A 23072-nucleotide genomic window follows, 5' to 3' on the forward strand; every position below is an offset into this window, starting at 1 on the left:
CACGAGAGTTGCGCTGGAACTTTTTAAAAAATTGTACACGCGCCGAATGAGATTAAGATTAATCGGTGTAAAATTTACCGGATTAGTTCATGGAAATCATCAGATGAACCTTTTTGAAGACACAGAAGAACTCATGAATCTGTACCAAACGATGGATAAAATTAAAGATAGATTTGGCGAAAATGCGGTCGGAAAAGCCTTGGGTTTTAAATATAATATTTCCGTTTAACATTTTTAAATATTTTTTTGGGCGCCTGTTTCCGTCTTCCGTTCCCGCTCTTTTGTTCGGCGTTCCGCCGTACAAAAGGAGCTTCACTCAAGCCGGGGCGCAGTGATTGCCAGTAATTAAGTTTTAAATAATTTAGAAAATAATTTTAAGAATGAAAAAAATGAAAAATAAACAGCGCTAAAATTCATTTTATTAAACCGCTTCAAAAATGACCTTGGAAAAGGAGCCGTTAAGAAAATTAAATTTTTGACCGTTCAAAAATTTTCGGTGTTTGAGTGGCGGTAAAAAATATACAACTCAGAAACTAATAAAACTTTCCGCCTGAGTTTGGAAATTTTAGGTCAAAAGTTTAATTTTTAGGTGAGTTTCCAGTCTTGATTTTTTGATTCTTTTTTATCATGAAAAAAGAATAATAATGAAATAGTAATATTTTTCTTTTAAATAGCCAACAAAAAAGTGTTTGCTTTTAATAATTTTTTCCAGAATAGAACCATGTACCTCAATTGTCACACGTTTCACAGTCTCAGATATGGCACTATTTCTATTGAAAATTTGGTGCAGCAAGCTGTAGAAAATAATATTAAAACTTTAGCATTAACGGATATCAATACAATCACGGGAATTTATGATTTTACCAAACTTTGTCATCAAAATGAAATAAAACCAGTTGTTGGCGTAGAAATTCGATCAGAAAATGAATTGTATTACATCACTTTAGCGAAAAATGCAAAAGGAATTGCGGAAATCAACAGAATGCTGACGGCGCATAATTGTAAGGGTAAAATTTTACCTAAAACCAATCCGGATTTTAAAGAAGTTTTCGTTGTTTATCCTTTAGAAAATATCCCCGAAACACTTTTAGATAATGAATTTATCGGCGTAAAAGCCGAACAGCTAAATCTGATTTTTAATTCGATGTTAAAAAGACTGGTGCATAAAATGGTTATTTTGCAACCGGTTACTTTTAAAACCAAACAGGAATTTAATCTGCACAAAATTTTGCGTGCTATAGATTTAAACACGTTGATCAGTAAATTAAATAAAGAAGATTATTGTAAAGAAACCGAGATTTTAAAACCTGAAAATGAAATTTTAGCCGCTTTTAAAAACTATCCGCAGATCATAAAAAATACTAAGAATCTTTTAGAAAACTGCAATTTTGACTATGAATTTGGCATAGCCAGAAATAAAAAACATTTTACAGAATCTAAAGATGAAGATGAAAAACTTCTGCGAAAACTAGCTTATGAAGGTTTTAAAATAAAATATCCCGCGCAGGAAGAAAATGCACTTTTAAGAATAGAAAAGGAACTGAAAGTAATTGACCAACTCAATTTTAGCGGCTATTTCTTGATCACTTGGGATATTGTAAGATACAGTAATAGTCAAGGTTTTATGCATGTTGGGAGAGGAAGCGGCGCAAACAGTATTGTGAGTTTTTGTCTTGGGATCACAGATATTTGTCCCATAGAACTAGATCTTTATTTTGAGCGTTTTTTAAATTTAAATAGAAAAAGTCCGCCAGATTTTGATATTGACTGGAGTTGGCAAAACCGCGATGCTATTTTAGACTATATTTTTAAAAAATATGGCAAAGACCATGTGGCTTTTTGTGGTACAAATGTCGAGTTTAAATACCGTTCTATTTTTCGGGAATTGGGGAAAGTTTTTGGTTTGCCAAAAGAAGAATTGGATGCTTTGGCAACTAAACCGCAAAATGAACACGAGGAAAATTCGGTCGTAAAGCTTGTTCATAAATACGGTAAATTATTAGAAAAATTTCCGAACCAAAGAAGTATGCATTCCTGTGGAATTATTATTTCTGAAGAACCAATCACCAATTACACTGCTTTAGAAATGCCGCCAAAAGGTTTCCCAATCGTGCAGTTTGATATGCATGTAGCGGAATATATTGGTTTTGAAAAGTTTGATATTCTTTCCCAGCGCGGTTTGGGAAGTATAAAAGATGCACAGGATTTAATTAAAAAGAATCGGAATATTTCCGTAGATATTAAAGACACTTCGATTTCAAAAGATGAAAAGATCTGTAATGAATTTTTAGCAAAAGGAAAAACCATCGGCTGTTTTTATATTGAAAGTCCCGCGATGAGAGGATTGTTACGACGATTAAGTTGCGATAACTTTAAAGTTTTAGTAGCCGCATCTTCAATTATTCGTCCCGGCGTGGCAAAAAGCGGAATGATGCGCGAGTACATTTTCCGGCACAATAATCCCGATAAATTTGAATATTTTCATCCTGTTTTTGAAAAACATTTAGGCGAAACTTACGGTATTATGGTTTATCAGGAAGACGTGATAAAAATTGCACTTCATTTTGGTGGACTTTCCGCAGCGAATGGCGATGTTTTGCGCCGTGCAATGAGTGGAAAAGGTCGTTCTTTAGACGCTTTACAAAAAGTAAAAAGTGATTTTTTTGAATCCTGTAAAAAACTAGGTCATTCCGAACAGTTGTCGCAGGAAGTGTATCGGCAGATAGAATCTTTCGCGGGATATTCTTTCTGCAAAGCCCATTCCGCGTCTTATGCGGTGGAAAGTTACCAGAGTTTATATCTAAAAGTTTATTACCCGATTGAGTTTATGGTTGCTGTAATTAATAATCAAGGTGGTTTTTACAGAACTGAAGTTTATGTGCACGAAGCCAAAATGTCGGGTGGAAAAATCAATAATCCGTGTGTGAATAAAAGTGAATTTAAGACGACAGTTTATGACGACGATGTTTTTTTAGGTTTAATGCACATTGAAAAGATTGAAGGCAGAATCGCGCAGTTTATTCCTGAAGAAAGAGAAAATAACGGCGATTACTTATCATTAGAGAATTTTATAAAACGCGTTCCTTTAGGAATTGAAAGTTTACAGATCTTAATTTTTATTGGGGCTTTCAGATTTACTAGAAAACAGAAAAATGAACTTTTAATCGAAGCACGTTTCATAATGTCGACTTATAAACCGGATTGCAAAATGCTTTCTCTTTTAGAAGAACCTGCGCAGGAATATCAACTTCCACAATTAAAAAGAAATTTTCTTGAAGATGCTTTTGATGAAATTGAGATTTTAGGATTCACCGTTTCCTGCAGTCCGTTTGATTTATTACAAACCAAATTTCGAGGTAAAGTGATGGCGAAAGATTTACTTAAATTTCATAAAAAAGAGGTGAAAATGATGGCTTATCTTATTTCCAGAAAGCACGTTCCAACCAAAAAAGGCACTATGTTTTTCGGCACCTGGATAGATTTTGAAGGCAACTTTTTTGATACGGCACATTTTCCTGATAATTTGCATCAATATCCGTTTCAAGGTGGCGGCTGTTATTTGCTTTTAGGTTTGGTAGAAGTTGATTTTCACTTTCCGACGATCACGGTTTTAAAAATGGCAAAAATGCCGTTCATTTCAGATCCGCGGTATTCCAGTGGTGATAAAAAATCTTTTGAAACCCAAAATAAATTAAAAGAAGATGTAAGTATGACCTCACGAAAACCTTATCCGCAGGAACATGAGATTGGTTTGCCTAGACAGAAAATGAGTTGATTAAATTAAAAAACTACTTTGATTTTTTTATTAATAAAACGAAGCGAAACGAAAATTAAATTCATAAAACATTTTTATGTAAACAATTGTGTTTCATTAGAAAGCATTTTAAATTCTAAAGGATTTCCGCTAAAGTCAAAAACGAACATGGTGGTTTGTTCGCCAACTTTTCCTGCGTATCTGATCTTTGGTTTAATTAAAAAATCAACACCAGTATTTTCTAATTTTTCCTGAATATCTTTAAAAGTGATCTCATCTAAAACGCAGCCGAAATGCGGAATTGGAACTAATATTCCATCAACTTTTCCGCAGAAATCTAAAGCGGGGAATTCGCTGCTAATATGCGCAGAAAGTTGATGACTAAAGAAATTAAAATCTACCCAGGTTTCTGTAGAACGGCCTTCTTCACAGCCCAAAATTTCGATGTAAAATTTACGGGTGGATTCTAAATCTTTTACTTTGAAAGCGAAATGGAAGGGAAATTTCATGATAATCGTTGTTAAAATAAACTTTCTTCAATTTAGGAAATATTAATTAAAAAAAGCACAACCAAAAAGTTATGCTTTAATATTTTAAATCGAAATATTTTTAATTAGAATACCTATAATCCAAATTGCACCGCAAATAAATCGGGATAAACGCCTAAACCGATAATTGCTGCGATGATGAAAATCGCCACGATATTATAAGTTAAACTTACTTTTTCTGTGGTATTGAACGTGCTTTCTTCGTAGAAAAACATGGCAATAATTAATCTTAAATAATAGGCAATTGATAAGGCTGAACCAATTACCGCAATAATTACTAAAATTGGTGCGGCTTGCATCGCCTGAGCAAATAAACTAAACTTCCCGACGAAACCTGCTGTTAAGGGAATTCCTGCCATTGAAAGTAATGATATTGAAGCAGTAACTGCTAAAATTGGTTCAGTCTTTCCCAAACCATTAAAGGCTTTAAATGAAGATTCTCTTTTTATTTTTTCAACATATATTAAACACATCATCACGCCAACTGACGCCAAAGAATAAGCGAAAAGGTAAAATGCTAAATTATAAGTGGAGAGATTGTTAATTCCGAAAAATATTAGAGCAATATATCCGGCGTGGGAAACGGAAGAGTAAGCCAACATTCTTTTCGCGTTGTTTTGAGCTAAACCCATAAAGTTAGCAAGAAGCAAAGTGATAATTACAAGAACGGCTAAAATATTAATCCATTCGCCGAAAACGCCGTAGAAACCAATTGTCATTAATCTGAAAAGTGCGACAAAACCAGAAATTTTTACAACCGTCATCATAAACGTCGTAATTAGCGAAGGCGATCCCTGGTAAACGTCTGGACTCCACATATGGAAAGGTGCGAGTGACACTTTAAATGCTAAAGCAGTCAACATTAAAACGCAACCCATTATGAACATTAAGTTTTTTGGGTGTTCAATTCCGAACGCATGAATGGCGTAGAGATCAAAACTTCCGGAACTTCCATAAATTAAAGCAACTCCAAAAAGTAAAAATCCTGTAGCAAAAGCGCCCATTAAGAAGTATTTTATAGAGGCTTCCGTAGATTTCAAATCGGTCTTTCTTGCGCCTGCCATTACATAAAGGGGGATAGATAAAATTTCAATCCCTAAAAATAAGGTGACTAAATTTTGAAAAGAAAATAAGATGATACCACCGATTAAGGAAAATAAAATCAAAGTATAAAGCTCTGACTGGTGGCTTCTGTGATTGCTGAGAGCGAAACCTCCCAGAAAAAATAAAAGCAACGTAATTACGATTGAAATTTTTGTGAAAAGCGCTTCATTATGACCAAATACAAACATGGAATTGTATTGTGCAAAGAAGTGATTTTCAGGTAAAAATGAAACGTAAAAAGCCACTACTAAACCAGCAATTCCAATATATCTCGCCCATTTCCCTTGCTCAAAAACGCCAGAAAATAAGGCTATCACTGCGGTAAGGAAAATAATAATTATAACACTCATACTTAATATTTGAAAATTTTATGCGCAGGTTTAAAAAAAATGCCTGACTTTTTTATCAATTTTATTTTAGAAAACTAAAGATCCGTAAATTAGTTTTAAAGAACTATTTGCCATATCTAATAGCGGCTGTGGAAAAATGCCTAGTAAAATTACAAATACTGCTAAACTGGCTAAAACTGTAAATTCTACACCAGAAATATCTTTTACAGAAGACAAAATCACTTTATCTCCCTCACCAAACATGGTTTTTCCATAAAATCTTAAAAGATAACCCGCAGCTAAAATCATGGTCAATCCTGACAAAATCCCGAGAATACTGTTGTAATCATACACTGATTTTATTAAAATAAATTCTCCAATAAAACCATTAGTTAAAGGCACACCAAGAGAACCAAATAAAATTACCATAAATAATACCGCAAATTTTGGCGCAACACTTGCCAGACCGCCCATTTGTCTAATATCTCTAGTTTTAAATTTTTTAAATAAAATATCGGCGCAATAAAATAAACCAACGACATTAATACCGTGCGCAAAAGCCTGAATAACTGCACCTTCGCCACCTTCAATAGTAAAGTTTCCTTTTAAAGTTAATAGAGCCGAAGCGAAAATACCAGCGGCAATTAAACCAATATGTGAAAGAGAAGAATAGGCGATAATTCGTTTTGAATCGTTTTGAATAAGCGCTACCAAACCACCAAAAACTACGGTAAAAACACATAACATCAAAACAATTCCACCAGAAGTTCCGGCGATAGCGTGTGGTGTAATTGGTAATAAATATCTTAATAAACCGAAAACGGCCATTTTTGCCATGATCCCGGACAGTAACATTGAGCCTTGTGTTGGCGAATAAGTATAAGTGTCTGCTTGCCAATTGTGGAAAGGAAATATTGGAAATTTCACTGCAAATGCTGCAAAAATGAACCAGAATACAAAAACTTCTTCTGTACCACTAAGACTTGCGTTATATAAATCTACTAAAGCAAAAGAGTTAGAATGAACATAAACAAAGATTAATCCGGCCAACATAAAGAGTGAACCAACAAAAGTGAAGATGAAAAATTTAGTGGTGAATTTTAATTTTTGATCTTCCTGACCCCAAAGGCCGCAAATGAACCAGATCGGAATTAAAGTGATTTCCCAGAAACCGTAAAAAACCAAACCGTCTAATGAAGTAAAAACTCCTAGTAAACCGAACTGCATTAATAAGATTAAGCCGTAAAATTTGTTACTGTAGCAGCGTTTTTCATTAAATGAAGACAAAATAATCAACGGTACTAAAATATTGGTCAAAATAACCATGATCATACTCAATCCGTCGATACCGAAATGCAATCTACTGTCTATTATTTGCGAAAAAGGAAAGTTAATTTCATATTGCATCGGCAGATCAATCCGTGCATCAAAATTGAAATAAGCCAATGCATAAAATGCCAATAACATTGAGATGATGGAAAAACCGAGTGCAACATCATTGCTAAACTTGTTATTCTTCCAGAAAAAAGTAAAAATTGAACCTATTAAAGGTAATAGCAATAACGCTAATAAAACTACAGACATTTATTGTAATATAAAGTTAACAATTAAAATTATTCCTATCGCTAAAGACATTATTAGCACATAATTTTCTACATTTCCATTTTGGAAACGCTTCATTGCGCGACCAGAATCTTCCGCACCAATACCAATAAAATCAGTAAATGGACCTAAGATTTCACGGTCAAACATTTTACCTGCTTTGCCTAAACCTTCGATTGGTTTTATAACGGTTGCTTGGTAAATTTCATCGATAAATAATTTTTTATTAGAAAGCCTTTCCCAACCAACATATTCTTTTTCTGGCAGGGCTTGTTTTCCTTTATTGACATACCTATTATAAACAATATACATGATTATTAGAACCATTGCAATGGTAATTCCCATTAAAGAAAGTTCTTTCCATAATGGCATTTCTGCGGCTAGAACGTCAAATAAATAAATGTTGTGTAGCCATTTATCTAATTTCTGAGAATAATCATGTCCTACAAAATGGGGTAAATTTAAAAATCCACCAACTAAAGATAGAACTGCTAAAACGACCAAAGGAATCGTCATTGTCGCCGGACTTTCATGAATGTGTTTTTCCTGTTCTTTGGTTCCTCTAAACTCGCCGTAAAAGGTCAAGAATAAAAGTCTGAACATATAAACAGCCGTTAATGCAGCACTGAATAAAGTTAAAAACCAAATGATTGGGCTTTTATTCCAAGTTGCGGCAAGAATTTCGTCTTTTGAAATCATCCCGGAAAAGAAAGGAATTCCTGAAATTGCTAAAGTTCCTATCAAAAATGTGATAAAAGTGAGTGGAATTTTTTTCCGTAAACCACCCATTTTGCGCATATCCTGTTCGTCGCTCATCGCGTGAATTACTGAACCTGCACCTAAAAATAATAATGCTTTGAAAAATGCGTGTGTCATTAAATGAAACATTGCAACGGTATAAGCGCCTGCGCCTAATGCAATAAACATAAATCCTAATTGAGAAACAGTAGAATACGCTAACACTTTTTTAATATCATTTTGACGTAAACCAATGAATGCGGCAACTAAAGAGGTTGCTAAACCAATAAATAAAATGATATCTAAAGTTGTAGGTGCTAGAGAAAACAAGAAATTACTTCTTACAACTAAATAAATACCAGCAGTTACCATTGTCGCGGCATGAATTAAAGCAGAAACTGGTGTTGGACCCGCCATCGCATCTGGAAGCCAGGTAAATAATGGAATTTGTGCAGATTTACCAATAGCACCGATAAATAGACTTAAAGTAATGAAAACAACAACAGGTGAATTCAATTCAAATTTTGTAGCGTTTTGAGCAACAGTCATATAATCGATGGCATTCATTTGCTGTGCAATCACAAAAATACCGATCAATAATCCTAAATCGCCGATTCTATTCATGATAAATGCTTTACGTGCAGCTTTACCATAATCTTCATTTTTATACCAAAATCCGATTAATAAATAAGAACAGACACCAACGCCTTCCCAACCAATGAATAATATTAAATAATTACTTCCCATTACTAAAAGTAACATTGAGAAAATAAATAAATTTAAATAAGTAAAAAATTTATAGAATCCTTTGTCATGGCTCATATAGCCAATAGAGTAGAGGTGAATTAATGAGCCAATTCCCGTGATAATCATAATCATCATCAAGGATAGCTGATCAATTTGAAAAGCAAAATTAATTTGCATGCCGTTCACCTTAAACCATTCGAAGGCTTTTACTACGACAGGCGAAGAGTTTTCATCAAAGCCTAAAAATATTTTAACAGCGATACAAAAAGAGGCGAAAACCACTAATGTCGCTAAAGAACCAACGAAGATTTTAGGTAATCTTTTACCAAAAAAACCATTAAATAAGAAACCCACGAGAGGCAAAAGTATGATTGCGTAAACTAAATTTTCCATCCTTTTCTTAACCTCTTAATTTATTAAAAATACTGATATCGACTGATTTTGAATTCCGGTACATCATCGCGATAATTGCTAAACCAACGGCAACTTCCGCCGCGGCAACTACCATGATAAAAAAAACTAAAATCTGTCCATTTCCATCGCCTTTGTAACTGGAAAATGCTGCTAATAAAAGGTTTACAGAATTTAACATTAATTCTACGCAACCTAAAATCACAATCGCATTTCTCCGAACTAAAACGCCTAAAACGCCTAAACAAAACAAAAATGTACTGAGCATAATAAAATACTCTAAAGGCACACTTTGTATAAAAGTATTGGTTTCTCCCATAATTTATAACTCTCTTTTACCGATTAAAACCGCACCTACAATTCCTGCTAAAATGAGAACAGAAGCAAATTCAAACGGTAAAACATATTCATTAAATAATAATCTGCCTAAGTCTTTTGTTAAACCTGCGGACTGATTTATCGTAGATCCCGCCACAGAATCCATGGACATTCCTTTGTAAGCACCGAGCATTGCAATAAATAAAAGTCCCGCAGAAAAAATTGCTATAAATTTTCCATAAGTTGGTTTTTTACTTTCGTCGGCTTCATTTAAATTTAACATCATCAGGATGTAAAGGAATAATACCATTATGGCGCCGGCGTAAACAATGATTTGAACTATGCCTAAAAACTGTGCATTTAATAAAACGTAAAGCCCGGCAATTGAGAAAAAGGTGACAATCAGTGATAAAATACTATAGAGTGGATTTTTCGCAAATACGAAATAGAGGGCACTAATAATGGTAATAAAAGCAACGATAAAGAAAAGTATTTGCGCCATTTTTAAACTAATTTTTTTTGTTCTTCAGATTGTCTTGCAGAAACATCAATTCTAGTTTCCATTGTTTCCACTAATTTATCTTTGCCATAAATGAAAGAACCGCGGTTGGTTTCTACATCTACTAATCTGTCTGTCAAATAAATAGCAGATTTTGGACAAGCTTCTTCACACATACCACAAAAGATGCAACGTAACATATCTATTTCATAAATTTCGGCATATTTTTCTTCTCTGTAAAGATCTTTTTGTTCTTTTGTTCTTTCTCCCGAAGTCATTGTTATTGCTTCTGCGGGGCAAGCGACTGCGCATAATCCGCAAGCGGTACAACGCTCTCGGCCTTCTTCGTCTATTTTTAAAACGTGAAGTCCACGCCAAATTTTTGCACGCGGTTTTACTTCTTCAGGGTATTGAATTGTTTGGGAACCATTCACCACGGTGTTTATACCGTGTTTCATAGAAATCGCCATCCCTTTCAAAATCGCCGGTAAATATAGTTTTTCGCTAAGAGTCATCTTTTTATTAGAAACGACCTTAGACCTGTTTGTTAATTTCATTCTTCTTAATGTAACAATTTAATAGTGTAACAATTTAACAATATTAAAATTAATTTAATTCTATTTTTTTAATTTGGGTACCACTGAAGTTCGTCCGTCAATTTCGATAAAGCATTTGCTTTTACTCATTTATGCCTTCCGTTCCCATCTTTTTACCCGAAATTCCTCGTCGAAAAAAGGTTTTACACTCAAAGCGGGCTGCAAATATATTGCGTTTTATATGATATTCCCTTTTTAATTATTTAAAAAAGTGTTCGTACGTTAAAATAATTGCACCGGTTAAAACTAAATTTACCAAAGCAATTGGGATTAATTTTTTCCAGCCAAGGTGCATTAGTTGGTCATATCTAAATCTTGGTAAAGTCCATCTTACCCACATAAATATTAAAATACCAATAAAGGTTTTTAGTAAAAATGATAAGATTGATAAAATCCCCACAGTATTTTCACTCCAATGTTCCATGGCCCAATGAATCCCTGGGAAATTATAACCGCCTAAAAATAAAGTCACAATTAACGCATTAGAAATAAACATATTCACGTATTCGCCGAACATGTAAAGTCCCAGTTTCATTGAAGAATATTCCGTGTGATATCCATTAATTAACTCAGATTCACATTCCGCTAAATCAAATGGATGTCTATTGCATTCTGCTAAAGCCGCAACAAAAAATATAATAAATGCGACCGGTTGATAAAAAATATTCCAGTTCATACCAGAAACCCAAGGGATAAATCCCCACAATTTACCAGAGGCTTGATTTTCAGTGATCACTTTTAAGTCTAAACTTCCTGTCATCATAATAATGGCAATTAAAGCCAACCCCATCGCGAGTTCGTAAGAAATCATTTGGGAAGAGGCGCGAATTGCACCAATCAAAGAATATTTATTATTTGAAGCCCAACCTCCGATCATAATTCCGTAAACACCAATGGAAACCATTCCAATTAAATATAAAACGCCAACGTCAATGTTCGCTACTTGTAATGAATAACTTTGCCCGCCAAAACTTAGAGATTTCCCCCAGGGAATCACGGCGCCCGTAATTAAGGAAATAAACATGACCAAAGAAGGCCCGATGACGAAGAGAAATTTTTCAGCATTTGCCGGTGTAAAATCTTCTTTAAAGAAAAATTTTCCTCCATCTGCTAAAGGTTGAAATAAACCAAAAGGTCCCGCGCGGCTTGGTCCCATTCTGTCCTGCATAACCGCGGCTAATTTTCTTTCAGCCCAAGTAGAATAGGCTGCGACGGTTAATGCCAATATGAAAAGGCCAACCACCAGTATTAATTTAAAAGTTAATAATCCCATGACTTATATTTCGTCTTTTTTACTAATTTCGTTTGCATCTGGATTTCCCAATATGCGACTTTCATCATTTGTTGCCACAAATATTTCATCTTTTTTGCTAATTTCTTTTGCGTCTGGGTTGTCCAGTAAACGAAGTTCATTTAGTGGTGTTTGATAATGATTTAAAGAAATAACCGAGTGTCTGTCGATGTGTCTTGGGCCTTCAATTACCCAATCTTTCGCTTCTTTTCTGCCAAATCTACAAGTATTGCAGATGTAATCTTCACTGGCAACTTCGTCGTACTGGTCTTTTCTGGCAGTGACTCTAATTACTTCGTCTCCTTTTAACCAAACTGTGGCTTTCCCAGAACATTTATCACAATCGCAATGAGCGTTCATTGGTTTTGTAAACCAAACACGACTCATAAAACGGGAAGTTCGATCAGTTAAGGCGCCAACTGGACAAACATCAACAACATTTCCAATAAAATCGTTATCTAAGGCTTTGTTTAAATAAGTAGAAATTTCAGCATGTTCACCGCGAAATAAAATGCCGTGTTCTCTGGTTTCCGTTAATTGATTGGCTAATAAAACACATCTCGCGCATAAAATGCAACGGTTCATGTTCAATTTTATATAAGGGCCAATATCTTCCGGCTCGAAAGTTCTACGTTCAAACTCTGTTCTCGTACTTTCTGCACCGTTTTCATAACTAAGATCTTGCAAATGACATTCGCCAGCTTGGTCACAAATTGGGCAATCCAGCGGATGGTTAATTAACAAAAATTCTGTAACTGCGTGTCTTGCTTCTTGGGTTTTTGGGGAAGTCAAGTTTTTCACTTCCATGCCATCCATTACGGCAGTTCTGCAGCTTGCCACTAATTTTGGCATTGGTCTTGGATCTTTTTCTGAACCTGCGCTCACTTCTACCAAACAAGTTCTGCAACGTCCGCCACTTGTTTCCAGGGAAGAATAATAACACATTGCTGGTGGAACCGAGCGACCGCCAATTTGACGTGCCGCATTTAAAATAGTGGTTCCAGGCTCAACTTCCGTAGTTTGCCCATCAATAGTTACTTTAAATTTTTTAATTTCTTCGCTCATATTTTTTAATTTGCTTTTCAGCAATATGATTTATAATTTTTTCTTTGTCTTAAAAGTATATCCAATTCCTGCCAAAACTTGTCCGAAAACAAAATCTTGCTGTGCATAATCTGGTTTATTATTTAACGTTGTTTTAATATCCCACATATTGATATATCCTGCTTTTGCTTCAACTCTCAACAGCCAATGTTTATTATAAATAAAATTAAGACTGGTTCTTAAGTCACTTCCCATTCCTGCAACATGAAAACGGTCACTTCTTTCGTTACCAAATAATTTTACATTACTTTTTGGAAACATTACTCCAATTCCGCCGCCATAAGACCAAACCAGATCAATTTTATCTTTATTAATTAAATTTTGATATTTTTCAATACCTAAGTTTTCATAATTAAGTCCGTCTGTGTGTTCAAAAGTAAGGAAATTAGCGTCAGCCAAATTAACTTGTCCATTTTGCACATACGCCGCATATTTTGGATCACTTATTTTTCCAGAGAAATTTACAGTTTGATTTTGATCCATTACGTATTTCATATGATCTATTCCCAACACTAATGCTAAATTATCTTTAATAAAGTAGGCTGCCCGAAAGTCATATTGCACGACCGTGAACCACTTGGGATTGATGTAATCAAAACTTAATGGCGAAGGTCGATCATGCGCAACGACATTATTTAATTGAAAATCATAACCATTTCCTACGAAATGGATATCAGAATTGCTGAAAGCACCTCTGTTCCACCCAAACATAAAAAACATGCTTCCTTTTTGGAAGGGTTGCGTCTGCGCTTTCAAACTAAATGTTGAAAATAATATAAGCGCAATTAGGATTACTTTATTTTTCAACTATTGATATTTTGAATTTCCGGCGTCGGTATTGGTTCTGCATAATTTGATAAACCGTAATTTCTGGTTTGAGATTCAGGGTTTTCGATATACCATTCAAATTCATCTCTAAAATGTCTGATTGCTGCGGCGACTGGCCAAGCGGCTGCATCACCTAACGGACAAATTGTATTACCTTCAATTTTTCTCTGGATATCCCAAAGTAGATCAATATCTTTCATTTCGCCTTTTCCAGAATGAATTTTTTGCAAAATTCTGTACATCCAGCCTGTTCCTTCGCGACAAGGAGTACATTGTCCACAACTCTCGTGGTTATAAAACCTTGCCAAAGTCATGGTATGTTCTACTACAGATTGGTCTTCATCTAAAACAATAAATCCACCGGAACCCATCATCGTTCCAGTTGCAAAACCACCGTCTGCAAGAGATTCATAATTCATTATTCTATTTTTTCCGTTAATAGTTTTTAATAATAAATTAGCGGGAACAATTGGCACTGAACTTCCTCCTGGAATACAGGCCTTTAGTTTTTTACCATTTGGAATACCACCACAATATTCCTCAGAATAAATGAATTCTTCGACGGAAATTGTCATATCAATTTCATAAACGCCTGGTTTATTTATATTTCCACAAGCAGAAATTAATTTTGTCCCTGTTGATTTCCCTACGCCAATTTTTGCATATTGTGCACCGGTGATACTTATGATCGGTACAACTGCTGCAATTGTTTCTACATTATTGACAACTGTTGGTCTTTCCCAAGCACCTTTCACAGCGGGGAATGGTGGTTTTAATCTTGGATTTCCACGTTTTCCTTCAAGCGATTCTAAAAGTGCAGTTTCTTCTCCACAAATATAAGCGCCAGCGCCTCGGTGAACGTAAATTTCTAAATCGTAACCAGAATTTAAAATATTTTTACCTAAAAATCCTGCTTTTTTAGCTTCGTCAATGGCTTCTTCTAAAATATCTGTGATCCACGCATATTCGCCGCGGATATAAATATACGAGTCATGAGCGCCTAGAGCGAAAGATGAAATTATCATTCCTTCAATTAGCAGGTGTGGCAAAAACTCCATTAGATACCGGTCTTTAAAAGTTCCGGGTTCAGATTCATCGGCATTTACAACCAAATGTCTGGGAACGCCTTCTGGTTTTGCCAGAAAACTCCATTTCAAACCCGTTGGAAATCCTGCGCCACCGCGACCTCGCAATCCAGAAGTTTTCACTTCTTCAGTTATTTCTTCGGGTGTCATTTTGAAGGCTTTTTCCATTGCTTCGTAACCACCGTGTTTCCGGTACGTTTCAAAGTAGCGAATGCCTTCTATATGTGCGTCTTTAAGTAAAAGCTTTTTACTCATTTTTTTTAAATTAATTTAAGGCCAACTGTCCTTCTCTGCAAAGTTGAAGGATTTCGTCGACTTTTTCTGTTGTTAAATTTTCGTGGTAAAATTTTCCCAACTGCATCATTGGGGCGTAACCACAAGCGCCCAGACATTCTGCAGGTTTTAAGGTAAATACTCCGTCGGCCGAAGTTTCACCGTCTTTAATATTTAATGTTGTTCGGATATGATTTAAGATTTTTTCACTACCGTTCAACATACAGGGTCCCGTTCTGCAAACTTCTAACACAAATTTGCCGACTGGTTTCATATTAAACATGCTGTAAAAAGTAGCCACTTCGTAAACTTCAATGGGCAATAAATTTAAAACTTCTGCCACATAATCCATTACGGGAATACTTAACCAGCCACCTAATTCTTTCTGTGCTAGAAGCAACACTGGAATTAAAGCCGATTTGCTTTTTCCTTGCGGATATCTTTTTATCATTTCCTGAACTTTATCTAAAGTCTCGGAACTAAAACTTATTTCACTCACTATTTAATCTTTTTGTAAAATGTAGATTGTACGATGTACAAAGTACTTTTTAATTTTTTAATTTTTACACATTTTACTTTGTACAGTGTACAAAATTACGCGTCCAACTCTCCAGCAATTACATTCATTGAACTTAATGTTACAACTGCATCAGAGATCATTGCCCCTTGTATCATTTCAGGATAAGCCTGATAATAAATAAAACATGGTCTTCTGAAATGCAATCTGTAAGGCGTTCTTCCGCCATCGCTTACCAAATAAAATCCTAGTTCTCCGTTTCCACCCTCTACACAATGGTAAACTTCACCTTTCGGAATTTCAGTTTCTGCCATTACAATTTTAAAGTGGTAAATTAAGGCTTCCATTTTAGTGTAAACATCTGCTTTTTCCGGTAAATAAAAGTCGGGAACGTCTGCATGAAATGGACCTTGAGGTAAATTTTCGTAAGCGTTTTTAATTAATTTTAAACTCTCCCAAACTTCAGTTTGTCTTACCATGAATCGATCGTAAGTGTCTCCTGCAGTTCCAATTGGAATGGTAAAATCAAAATCTCCGTAAGAAGAATAAGGTTGCGCCACGCGAACATCATAATCAACACCTGCGGCGCGAAGATTTGGTCCTGTAAAACCATAACTCAAAGCGCGTTCGGCTGATATTGAACCAGCGCCAATCGTGCGGTCCATAAATATTCTGTTTCTTTCTAAAAGCGTAACAAATTCGCCAAATCTTTTCGGAAAATTCTTAATAAAATCTTGAAGTAATTCATGAAATCTTGGTGTGAAGTCTCTTTCAAAACCGCCAACTCTTCCCATGTTTGTAGTCATTCTTGCACCACAAATTTCCTCATACATTTCGTAAATTCTTTCGCGGTCTTGGAATACGTACGTAAAACCCGTCAATGCACCGCAATCAACTCCAATTACACCATTACAAACCAAATGGTCAGCGATTCTAGCGAGTTCCATCATAATGATCCGCATATAATCTACACGCTTTCCAACTTCACAGCCAATCAGTTTTTCAACTGTCATATGCCATCCGATGTTGTTAATTGGTGATGAACAATAGTTCATTCTATCAGTAAGCGTAGTGATCTGTGCAAAATTACGTCTTTCAGAAATTTTTTCAAAAGCGCGGTGAATGTAACCAACGGTCTGCTCAGAATGCAAGATTCTTTCACCATCCATTGTGAGAATATTTTGAAAAATGCCGTGCGTTGCAGGATGCGTCGGACCAAGATTCAGGGTATATAATTGACCGTCAATCTGCTCTTTCGTTTCGTATTGGCTGAGTATATTAGATAATTCGTTGTCTTTCATAATTATAATTGATAATTAATTAGTGTAAATTGACATCATTAATCAATTAATATTCACCATTAAATGCTACCTACCGAACATTTTATCATCTTTATCCGTTCTTGTTCCGTCTTCTAATTTATATTCTTTCAACATGGGATGATAACCTAACTCGGGGTCATTTAAAATGACTCTAAGATCTGGATGTCCTTTAAATTTAATTCCATAAAAATCAAAAGTTTCCCTTTCCATCCAGTTTGCACCAGCGTAAAGTTTTGTTAAACTATCAACTTCTGCGTTCTCTCTCTTCATAAATACTTTTAGACGAATTCTAAAATTGGTCTGCATATTATGAAGATGATAAATCACACCCAATTCTTTGTCTGGAAATTCCGGATAATGAATGCCGCAAACGTCAGTTAAGAAATTAATTCCTAATGAAGAATCTTTTAGATAATGAACAATTTTTTTTAAATCTTCTTTTTTTAATTCAAGAGTTAAAAATCCATATGGTTCAGAGTTTTCGATTACAGAATCTGGAAATTCTCGGGTGATGGCTTCCAACACAAATTCATTCGTCATATCCATTAATTTATATCGTAAGACTCTAGTAAATGTTTGTATTCATCAGAATCACGTCTTCGTAAGCTTTCACTTTTTGCTAAAGCCTGTACCTGCATAAAACCTTCTAAAATTTGCTCTGGTCTTGGTGGGCAACCTGGAACATAAACATCCACTGGAATTACCTTATCAACGCCCTGTAGCACAGAATAAGTATCAAAAATACCACCAGAGCTCGCACATGCGCCAACAGCAATAACCCATTTGGGTTCTGCCATTTGTGTGTAAACTTCTTTTAAAATAGGACCTAGTTTCTTTGCAATCGTTCCACAGATCAAAAGTACATCTGCTTGGCGTGGTGAGAATGACATTCTTTCCCCTCCGAAACGAGCTAAATCATAAGTCGGCATCATCATCGCCATAAACTCTATTCCACAGCAAGAAGTGGCAAATGGTAAAGGCCAAAGTGAATTAGAGCGCGCCATGCCAATTAAACTATCTAATTTTGTGGCGAAAAAACCTTCACCGGAATGTCCAGGAGGCGCTGTTGCGTCTGTTTTTATAATATCTTTATTATCTGACATTTTCTTTTTTTTTAAAATTATTTATCCCAATCCAAAGCCCCTCTTTTTAGGACGTAGAAAAATCCTAAAAAGAATACACCTACAAACATGAGAACGGCAACAAATCCACCTAATCCAAATTCTCTGAAATTAACAGCGTAAGGATAGAAAAATACAATTTCGATATCAAAAAGAACAAATAAAATAGCTGTTAAAAAATATTTTACAGAAAAGGGAGTTCTTGCATTTCCTTCATTTTCTATACCACACTCAAAATTTTTATCCTTATTAACGCCTTTTAACTTTGGTCCCAAAAAATGTGCGCCTAAAATTGAAATTAAAACGAATCCAATTGCAACGGCAGCTTGAAATAAAATTGGAATGTAACTTTCCGGTGTACTCATTATAGTAGGTTATTTTGCAAATTTACTGAATAAAGTAGAGAGGATAAAATATCCTGACGTAAAATATCAATTTAAGTAATAGAAAAAAAATAATTTAGAACGATTAAAAATTACTGCTTATTTTTCATCTTTTTTAATACCGTATAGGCAAGAAAAGAAATATAACCAAATATAAGACTTGCGAAAAGTATATTTATGGCGGTGTTTATTTTTTCATCTGTAATTTTAAAAAAGAAATTGTAAACCAGATAAATGAGAATTAAGAAACCGTAAACTATTAATTGTTTTTTCACTTTAAATATCTTTAGAATATGTTCTTCTACGCTTATGATTAGTAGGATTATAATCCTGCCACAATACCTGCACGTTTACATTTTCTTCCAATTCCGGATTTGTTTCTGCATAATTAATGCCCATTTTTGTAAAACGGTCATAGATTTCTTTAAAAATAATTGCCGTCACACCGCGCCTTTGATATTCAGGTTGAATGCCTATTAAATAAAAGTTGGCACTATCATTCTTCCGCGTGGCTTGCCATAGATAATACCAACCAAAAGGCCACAGTTTTCCTTTTGCTTTCTGCAAAGCTTTACTGTAAGACGGCATTGTTACTGCAAATGCAACCAATTCATCTTTTTCATCTACTATACAAACGATAAAATTCTTATCAATAAAGGGAAAATATTTTTCTTTATAAGTGGTAATTTGCTCTTTGGTGATAGGCGTATAACTTGAAAGGGTATTATAAGTTTGATCCAAAAGTTTAAACATGGGGTCGATAAAAGGTTTTATCTCATCTTTACTTTTAAATTCAAGCGTTCTCAGTTTGTATTTTTGCTTAATTAATTCGTTAAATTTCTTTACTTTTTCAGATAAAATTTTAGGAAACACCATTTCAAATTCTACCCATTCTTTTTCTTTTTTTAAACCCAATTTTTCTAAATGTTCTGAGTAATATGGAAAATTATACAGACCGATCATGGTTGCTAATTTATCAAAACCCATTGTAAGCATTCCAGATTTATCAAGATTTGTAAATCCCATCGGTCCTTCTATCTTTGTAATTTGTTTTTGTTTAGCATATTCTATCACTTTGTTTATCAAAGATTTAGATACTTCAAAATCATCTATAAAATCTAACCATCCGAAACGAACTTTAGAAATACCAAGTTCTTCTGCCTCTTTGTAGTTGACTATTATTGCAATTCTCCCTACCACTTTACCTTCCTTTAAGGCTAGATATTTAACCGATTCACAATAAAGAAAAGCTGCGTTATTTTTCTCATCCCAAATCTTAATTTCATCACTAATTAAAGGTGGAACATAACATGAATTATTTTTATAAAGTTCCATAGGAAATTTCACGAATTTTCTTAACAATTCTGGGGAGTTTACTTCGATTAGAGTAGGTAAAGCCATTTAATTTTTTTAATAAAAACAAAGATAAAATTAAAAATTTAATTATGAGATTTGGCATAATTTTTACTTCTGTTTAGGTAGAGTTATTAAATAAGAAGAGAGTAAGATGGGTGGATATTACATCGTTTTGGGCGTAATTTTTTTGGTGAGTTTCATTGTCCAAAATCGTTTAAAATCTAAATTCACTTACTATTCCCAAATGCACCTGCAAAACGGAATGTCAGGGAAAGAAATCGCCGAAAAAATGCTTTCTGATAACGACATCGACGATGTTCAAGTAACTTCAGTCTCTGGCCAATTAACCGATCATTACAACCCTGGCGACAAAACAGTCAATTTATCTGAAGAAGTTTATATGCAAAGAAATGCTGCTTCTGCCGCAGTGGCAGCGCACGAATGTGGCCACGCAATTCAGCATAAAGTCGGTTATGCTGCCCTAAACCTGCGCTCAAAAATGGTTCCGCTCGTAAATTTGAGCTCGAGATTTTTGAATTTTATTTTAATCGGAGGAGTTTTGGTGATGGCTTCAAGCGGTAATAAAACGCTCTTAACTATTGGAATTTTACTTTTTGCTGTTACCACATTATTTGCATTTATTACTTTGCCTGTAGAATATGATGCAAGCAATCGGGCATTACTTTGGTTGGAAAAATCTGGAAAAGTAACTATGCAAGAGCAAACTGCTGCGAAAGACGCTTTAAAATGGGCTGCATTAACTTATGTTGTGGTAGTAATCGGATCATTAGGCCAACTTATTTATTTTGCCTCAATGCTTAATGGCGGCGGTGCTAGACGTAATTAGATTTCTAGTCTTTTAAAATTTCAAAACTGACATCATGTAATTCTGAAAGTTTTAATTTAAAACTTACTTTTTCTGAAGCTTTAATTTCAGTCTCTATACTGCAGTTTCCGGCTGAATCAAATTTTATGATTTTTCCATCAAATTTATTAATTAAAGAGAAAATGACATTTTGAAGTTCAAATTTAAATTGAATTCTAAAATTTACTTTTAAATCTTCAGTTATCACTTCTGCGATTTCTAAAGTTTCTTGCGCACAGTTTTTATAAGCTTTTACCAAACCCGAAACTCCCAGTTTTGTCCCGCCATAATATCTTACGACAATCAGGCATATATTTGTAATCTCTCGTCCTAAAATTTGATTATAGATAGGTAAACCAGCGCTCCCATTTGGTTCACCATCATCATTTGCACGAAAATTTTCACCATGCAAACCTAATCTAAATGCATAGCAATAATGAGTCGCTTTTGGATGAAGCTTTTTTATTTCTGCTAAAAAGTCCCTAAAATCTACTTCATTTGAAATGGGTGAAACAAAGCCGATGAATTTGCTTCCCTTCTCTTTTAAAAGAATATCAAAGACTGGTTCCTTTAGTGTTTTAAATGAAAATTGAGACATTTAAATGACGTGAGCGAAAATTAATAGTTTTTATAAAAAGATATAGAGTTATCTCTCAGATTTTCAATCTTAAAAGGTAATTTAGAAAAATTAGGGACAGGAGTTCCACTTTTTAAATTAAGATTTTCATTTTTAATAATAATGCATTCATCCCAAATATTTTCCTTGATAAATTGCTGCAAAGTGAAACTTCCACCTTCGATAATCACAGACTGTATTTGCATATCATATAATTTTGAAAGCATATTTTTAATAAAATTTTCTTTCTCAATTATTATAAAATTCAAATTTCCGTCCTGCGCATCATGAATAGAATTAAAAATAATCGTTTCAGCTTCTAAATTAAAAATTTTAAAATTTCTTGGAACTTTCAAATCAAAATCAATTAAAATACGCACAGGATTTCTGCCCGCAATTTCTCTCGTCGTCAAACTTGGATTATCAATCAAAGCAGTGTTTGTACCGACCAAAATAGAATGTTCTCCAGAACGTAGCTGATGCACAAATTGTTTACTTAATGAATTTCCAATTTGTGTAGGCTTAAAATTTTTATCTAAAAAACCATCTGCTGACTCTGCCCATTTAAGAATGATGAACGGTCTTTTTTTTCGATGATATCTAAAAAATCTTTTATTTAAATCTTCACATTCCTTTTCTAAAAATCCGGATTCCACAAAGATTCCAGCATCTTCTAAAATTTTTTTTCCTTTTCCATCCACCTTGTCGTGAGAATCCATTGCACCAATAATTACTTTTTTAAAACCGATTTCTTTTAATTTTAATGCACAAGGTGGCGTTTTCCCGAAATGAGCGCAAGGTTCTAAAGAAACGTAAATGGTAGAATCGGGGAGAAGTGCTTTATTTTCTACTGAATTTATAGCATTAATTTCAGCGTGATTTTCCCCCGCTTTATGATGATAGCCCTCGCCGATAATTTTATCTTTGTAGACGATCACTGCGCCTACTAAAGGATTTGGATATGTTTGTCCAAAAGCTTTTTGTGCTAGTTCAATGCAACGTTGCATGTAAAATTCGTCAGTCATATTTTTAAATAAAAGCACTTAGGTTAATAAGTGCTTTTTTAATTTATTTTTTTTCACTACTTCCTGTTCCCAGTGAAATTGGTGGAATAATAAAATTAATGGCGGCACCCATTAATTTATTCCTTTCCTTATCTAAAAATTTGGCGCTGGTTTTTAAATCTCCATAATTTCTTTTGATAAATGAGAAAATTAAAAATGACTTCTTACTTCCGTTTGTAATTGTTTTGAATCTGTAAATTCCATATTCTGCGTAAGGTGAGCCAGTTTTTGGAGTTTCTGTTAAAAGACCATCCACAATATATTCTGTTCCATCCGGACTTTCTGTTACCTGAACTTTAGAAAACCGATCTGTGTCTTTTCGTTTTTGAAAACTCTCTACTTTTTGCTTTACCGCATCGTCGATGTTGATTTCTTTTAGAAAATATGAAACATTTATCATCTTAGTAAAATCTGTAATTTTTTCCTCTTTTAACAAATATTGCTGTAAAAAAAGCGTGGCAGAGGCCTGTTTGCTCCACTCTAAAAAATATTCCGTGTCGTCTATCACTAATGGGTCTGGAATATTAAGATAGTTTGCAGTAGTTTGAGATTTTAAAGCAAAACTAAAAAGACATAAAAATAGAATTACAATATTTTTCAT

General features: G+C 34.4%; 23 protein-coding genes. 3 read left to right on the top strand and 20 right to left on the bottom strand.

Annotated features, from left to right (window positions below; all coding sequences use genetic code 11):
- Both ACVBED_RS06315 and ACVBED_RS06320 read left to right on the top strand, forming a co-directional pair.
- On the top strand, positions 1–229 hold a 229-nt coding region (locus ACVBED_RS06315), incomplete at its 5' end, for a DinB/UmuC family translesion DNA polymerase (RefSeq protein WP_473094706.1).
- A gap of 492 nt (positions 230–721) precedes the next feature.
- A complete protein-coding gene (locus ACVBED_RS06320; protein WP_473094707.1) occupies positions 722–3775 on the top strand; it encodes a DNA polymerase III subunit alpha in 3054 nt (1017 codons plus the stop codon).
- 74 nt (positions 3776–3849) lie between these two features.
- On the opposite strand, the gene ACVBED_RS06325 is transcribed toward ACVBED_RS06320, so the two are convergent.
- From ACVBED_RS06325 to ACVBED_RS06405, 17 genes are all read right to left on the bottom strand, one after another.
- Positions 3850–4263 (bottom strand): VOC family protein, encoded by a 414-nt coding sequence (locus ACVBED_RS06325; RefSeq protein WP_447119803.1) that lies wholly within the window; start codon positions 4261–4263, stop codon positions 3850–3852.
- 113 nt (positions 4264–4376) lie between these two features.
- Positions 4377–5756, bottom strand: coding sequence for an NADH-quinone oxidoreductase subunit N (locus ACVBED_RS06330; protein ID WP_447119804.1), 1380 nt, complete (start codon positions 5754–5756; stop codon positions 4377–4379).
- Between the two features lie 66 nt (positions 5757–5822).
- A complete protein-coding gene (locus tag ACVBED_RS06335; RefSeq protein WP_473094708.1) occupies positions 5823–7319 on the bottom strand; it encodes a complex I subunit 4 family protein in 1497 nt (498 codons plus the stop codon).
- Complete coding sequence (gene nuoL / locus ACVBED_RS06340) at positions 7320–9215, bottom strand: NADH-quinone oxidoreductase subunit L (RefSeq protein WP_473094709.1); 1896 nt, start codon at positions 9213–9215, stop codon at positions 7320–7322.
- Positions 9216–9222: 7 nt separating this feature from the next.
- Positions 9223–9552: an NADH-quinone oxidoreductase subunit NuoK gene (gene nuoK / locus ACVBED_RS06345; protein WP_447119806.1), complete on the bottom strand. Its 330-nt coding sequence runs from the start codon at positions 9550–9552 to the stop codon at positions 9223–9225.
- Between the two features lie 3 nt (positions 9553–9555).
- Positions 9556–10053, bottom strand: coding sequence for an NADH-quinone oxidoreductase subunit J family protein (locus ACVBED_RS06350; RefSeq protein ID WP_447119807.1), 498 nt, complete (start codon positions 10051–10053; stop codon positions 9556–9558).
- 2 nt (positions 10054–10055) lie between these two features.
- A complete protein-coding gene (locus tag ACVBED_RS06355; protein ID WP_447119808.1) occupies positions 10056–10607 on the bottom strand; it encodes a NuoI/complex I 23 kDa subunit family protein in 552 nt (183 codons plus the stop codon).
- 238 nt (positions 10608–10845) lie between these two features.
- Positions 10846–11919 (bottom strand): NADH-quinone oxidoreductase subunit NuoH, encoded by a 1074-nt coding sequence (gene nuoH, locus ACVBED_RS06360; protein ID WP_447119809.1) that lies wholly within the window; start codon positions 11917–11919, stop codon positions 10846–10848.
- A 3-nt stretch (positions 11920–11922) separates the two neighbouring features.
- On the bottom strand, positions 11923–13002 hold the full coding sequence (locus ACVBED_RS06365; RefSeq protein ID WP_447119810.1) for an NADH-quinone oxidoreductase subunit G: 1080 nt from the start codon (positions 13000–13002) through the stop codon (positions 11923–11925).
- Between the two features lie 30 nt (positions 13003–13032).
- Positions 13033–13797 (bottom strand): hypothetical protein, encoded by a 765-nt coding sequence (locus tag ACVBED_RS06370; RefSeq protein ID WP_447119922.1) that lies wholly within the window; start codon positions 13795–13797, stop codon positions 13033–13035.
- A 47-nt stretch (positions 13798–13844) separates the two neighbouring features.
- On the bottom strand, positions 13845–15209 hold the full coding sequence (gene nuoF / locus ACVBED_RS06375) for an NADH-quinone oxidoreductase subunit NuoF (protein ID WP_447119811.1): 1365 nt from the start codon (positions 15207–15209) through the stop codon (positions 13845–13847).
- A 10-nt stretch (positions 15210–15219) separates the two neighbouring features.
- Positions 15220–15726, bottom strand: coding sequence for an NADH-quinone oxidoreductase subunit NuoE family protein (locus ACVBED_RS06380; RefSeq protein WP_447119812.1), 507 nt, complete (start codon positions 15724–15726; stop codon positions 15220–15222).
- A gap of 95 nt (positions 15727–15821) precedes the next feature.
- Positions 15822–17045 carry an NADH-quinone oxidoreductase subunit D gene (locus tag ACVBED_RS06385; RefSeq protein WP_447119813.1) on the bottom strand — a complete coding sequence of 408 codons (1224 nt, stop codon included), beginning with the start codon at positions 17043–17045 and terminating at the stop codon, positions 15822–15824.
- Between the two features lie 66 nt (positions 17046–17111).
- Positions 17112–17606 (bottom strand): NADH-quinone oxidoreductase subunit C, encoded by a 495-nt coding sequence (locus tag ACVBED_RS06390; RefSeq protein ID WP_447119814.1) that lies wholly within the window; start codon positions 17604–17606, stop codon positions 17112–17114.
- A 5-nt stretch (positions 17607–17611) separates the two neighbouring features.
- Positions 17612–18169: an NADH-quinone oxidoreductase subunit B gene (locus ACVBED_RS06395; protein WP_447119815.1), complete on the bottom strand. Its 558-nt coding sequence runs from the start codon at positions 18167–18169 to the stop codon at positions 17612–17614.
- Positions 18170–18186: 17 nt separating this feature from the next.
- Positions 18187–18552 (bottom strand): NADH-quinone oxidoreductase subunit A, encoded by a 366-nt coding sequence (locus ACVBED_RS06400; protein WP_447119816.1) that lies wholly within the window; start codon positions 18550–18552, stop codon positions 18187–18189.
- 294 nt (positions 18553–18846) lie between these two features.
- Positions 18847–19971, bottom strand: a complete 1125-nt coding sequence (locus ACVBED_RS06405; RefSeq protein WP_473094710.1) for a GTP cyclohydrolase — start codon at positions 19969–19971, stop codon at positions 18847–18849.
- 106 nt (positions 19972–20077) lie between these two features.
- Between ACVBED_RS06405 and ACVBED_RS06410 the strand changes: the two genes are divergently transcribed.
- Positions 20078–20773, top strand: a complete 696-nt coding sequence (locus ACVBED_RS06410) for a zinc metallopeptidase (RefSeq protein WP_473094711.1) — start codon at positions 20078–20080, stop codon at positions 20771–20773.
- A 4-nt stretch (positions 20774–20777) separates the two neighbouring features.
- Here ACVBED_RS06410 and ACVBED_RS06415 read toward each other — a convergent pair whose 3' ends face one another.
- Genes ACVBED_RS06415 through ACVBED_RS06425 form a run of 3 tightly spaced genes read right to left on the bottom strand, consistent with a single transcriptional unit; the run spans position 20778 to position 23072 of the window.
- Entirely contained in the window at positions 20778–21389 is a 612-nt protein-coding gene (locus tag ACVBED_RS06415; protein ID WP_447119818.1) for an IMPACT family protein, read from the bottom strand.
- A gap of 20 nt (positions 21390–21409) precedes the next feature.
- Positions 21410–22432, bottom strand: a complete 1023-nt coding sequence (gene ribD / locus ACVBED_RS06420; RefSeq protein ID WP_447119819.1) for a bifunctional diaminohydroxyphosphoribosylaminopyrimidine deaminase/5-amino-6-(5-phosphoribosylamino)uracil reductase RibD — start codon at positions 22430–22432, stop codon at positions 21410–21412.
- 43 nt (positions 22433–22475) lie between these two features.
- Positions 22476–23072, bottom strand: coding sequence for a hypothetical protein (locus ACVBED_RS06425; protein WP_447119820.1), 597 nt, complete (start codon positions 23070–23072; stop codon positions 22476–22478).

Source organism: Halpernia sp. GG3 (assembly GCF_052976925.2).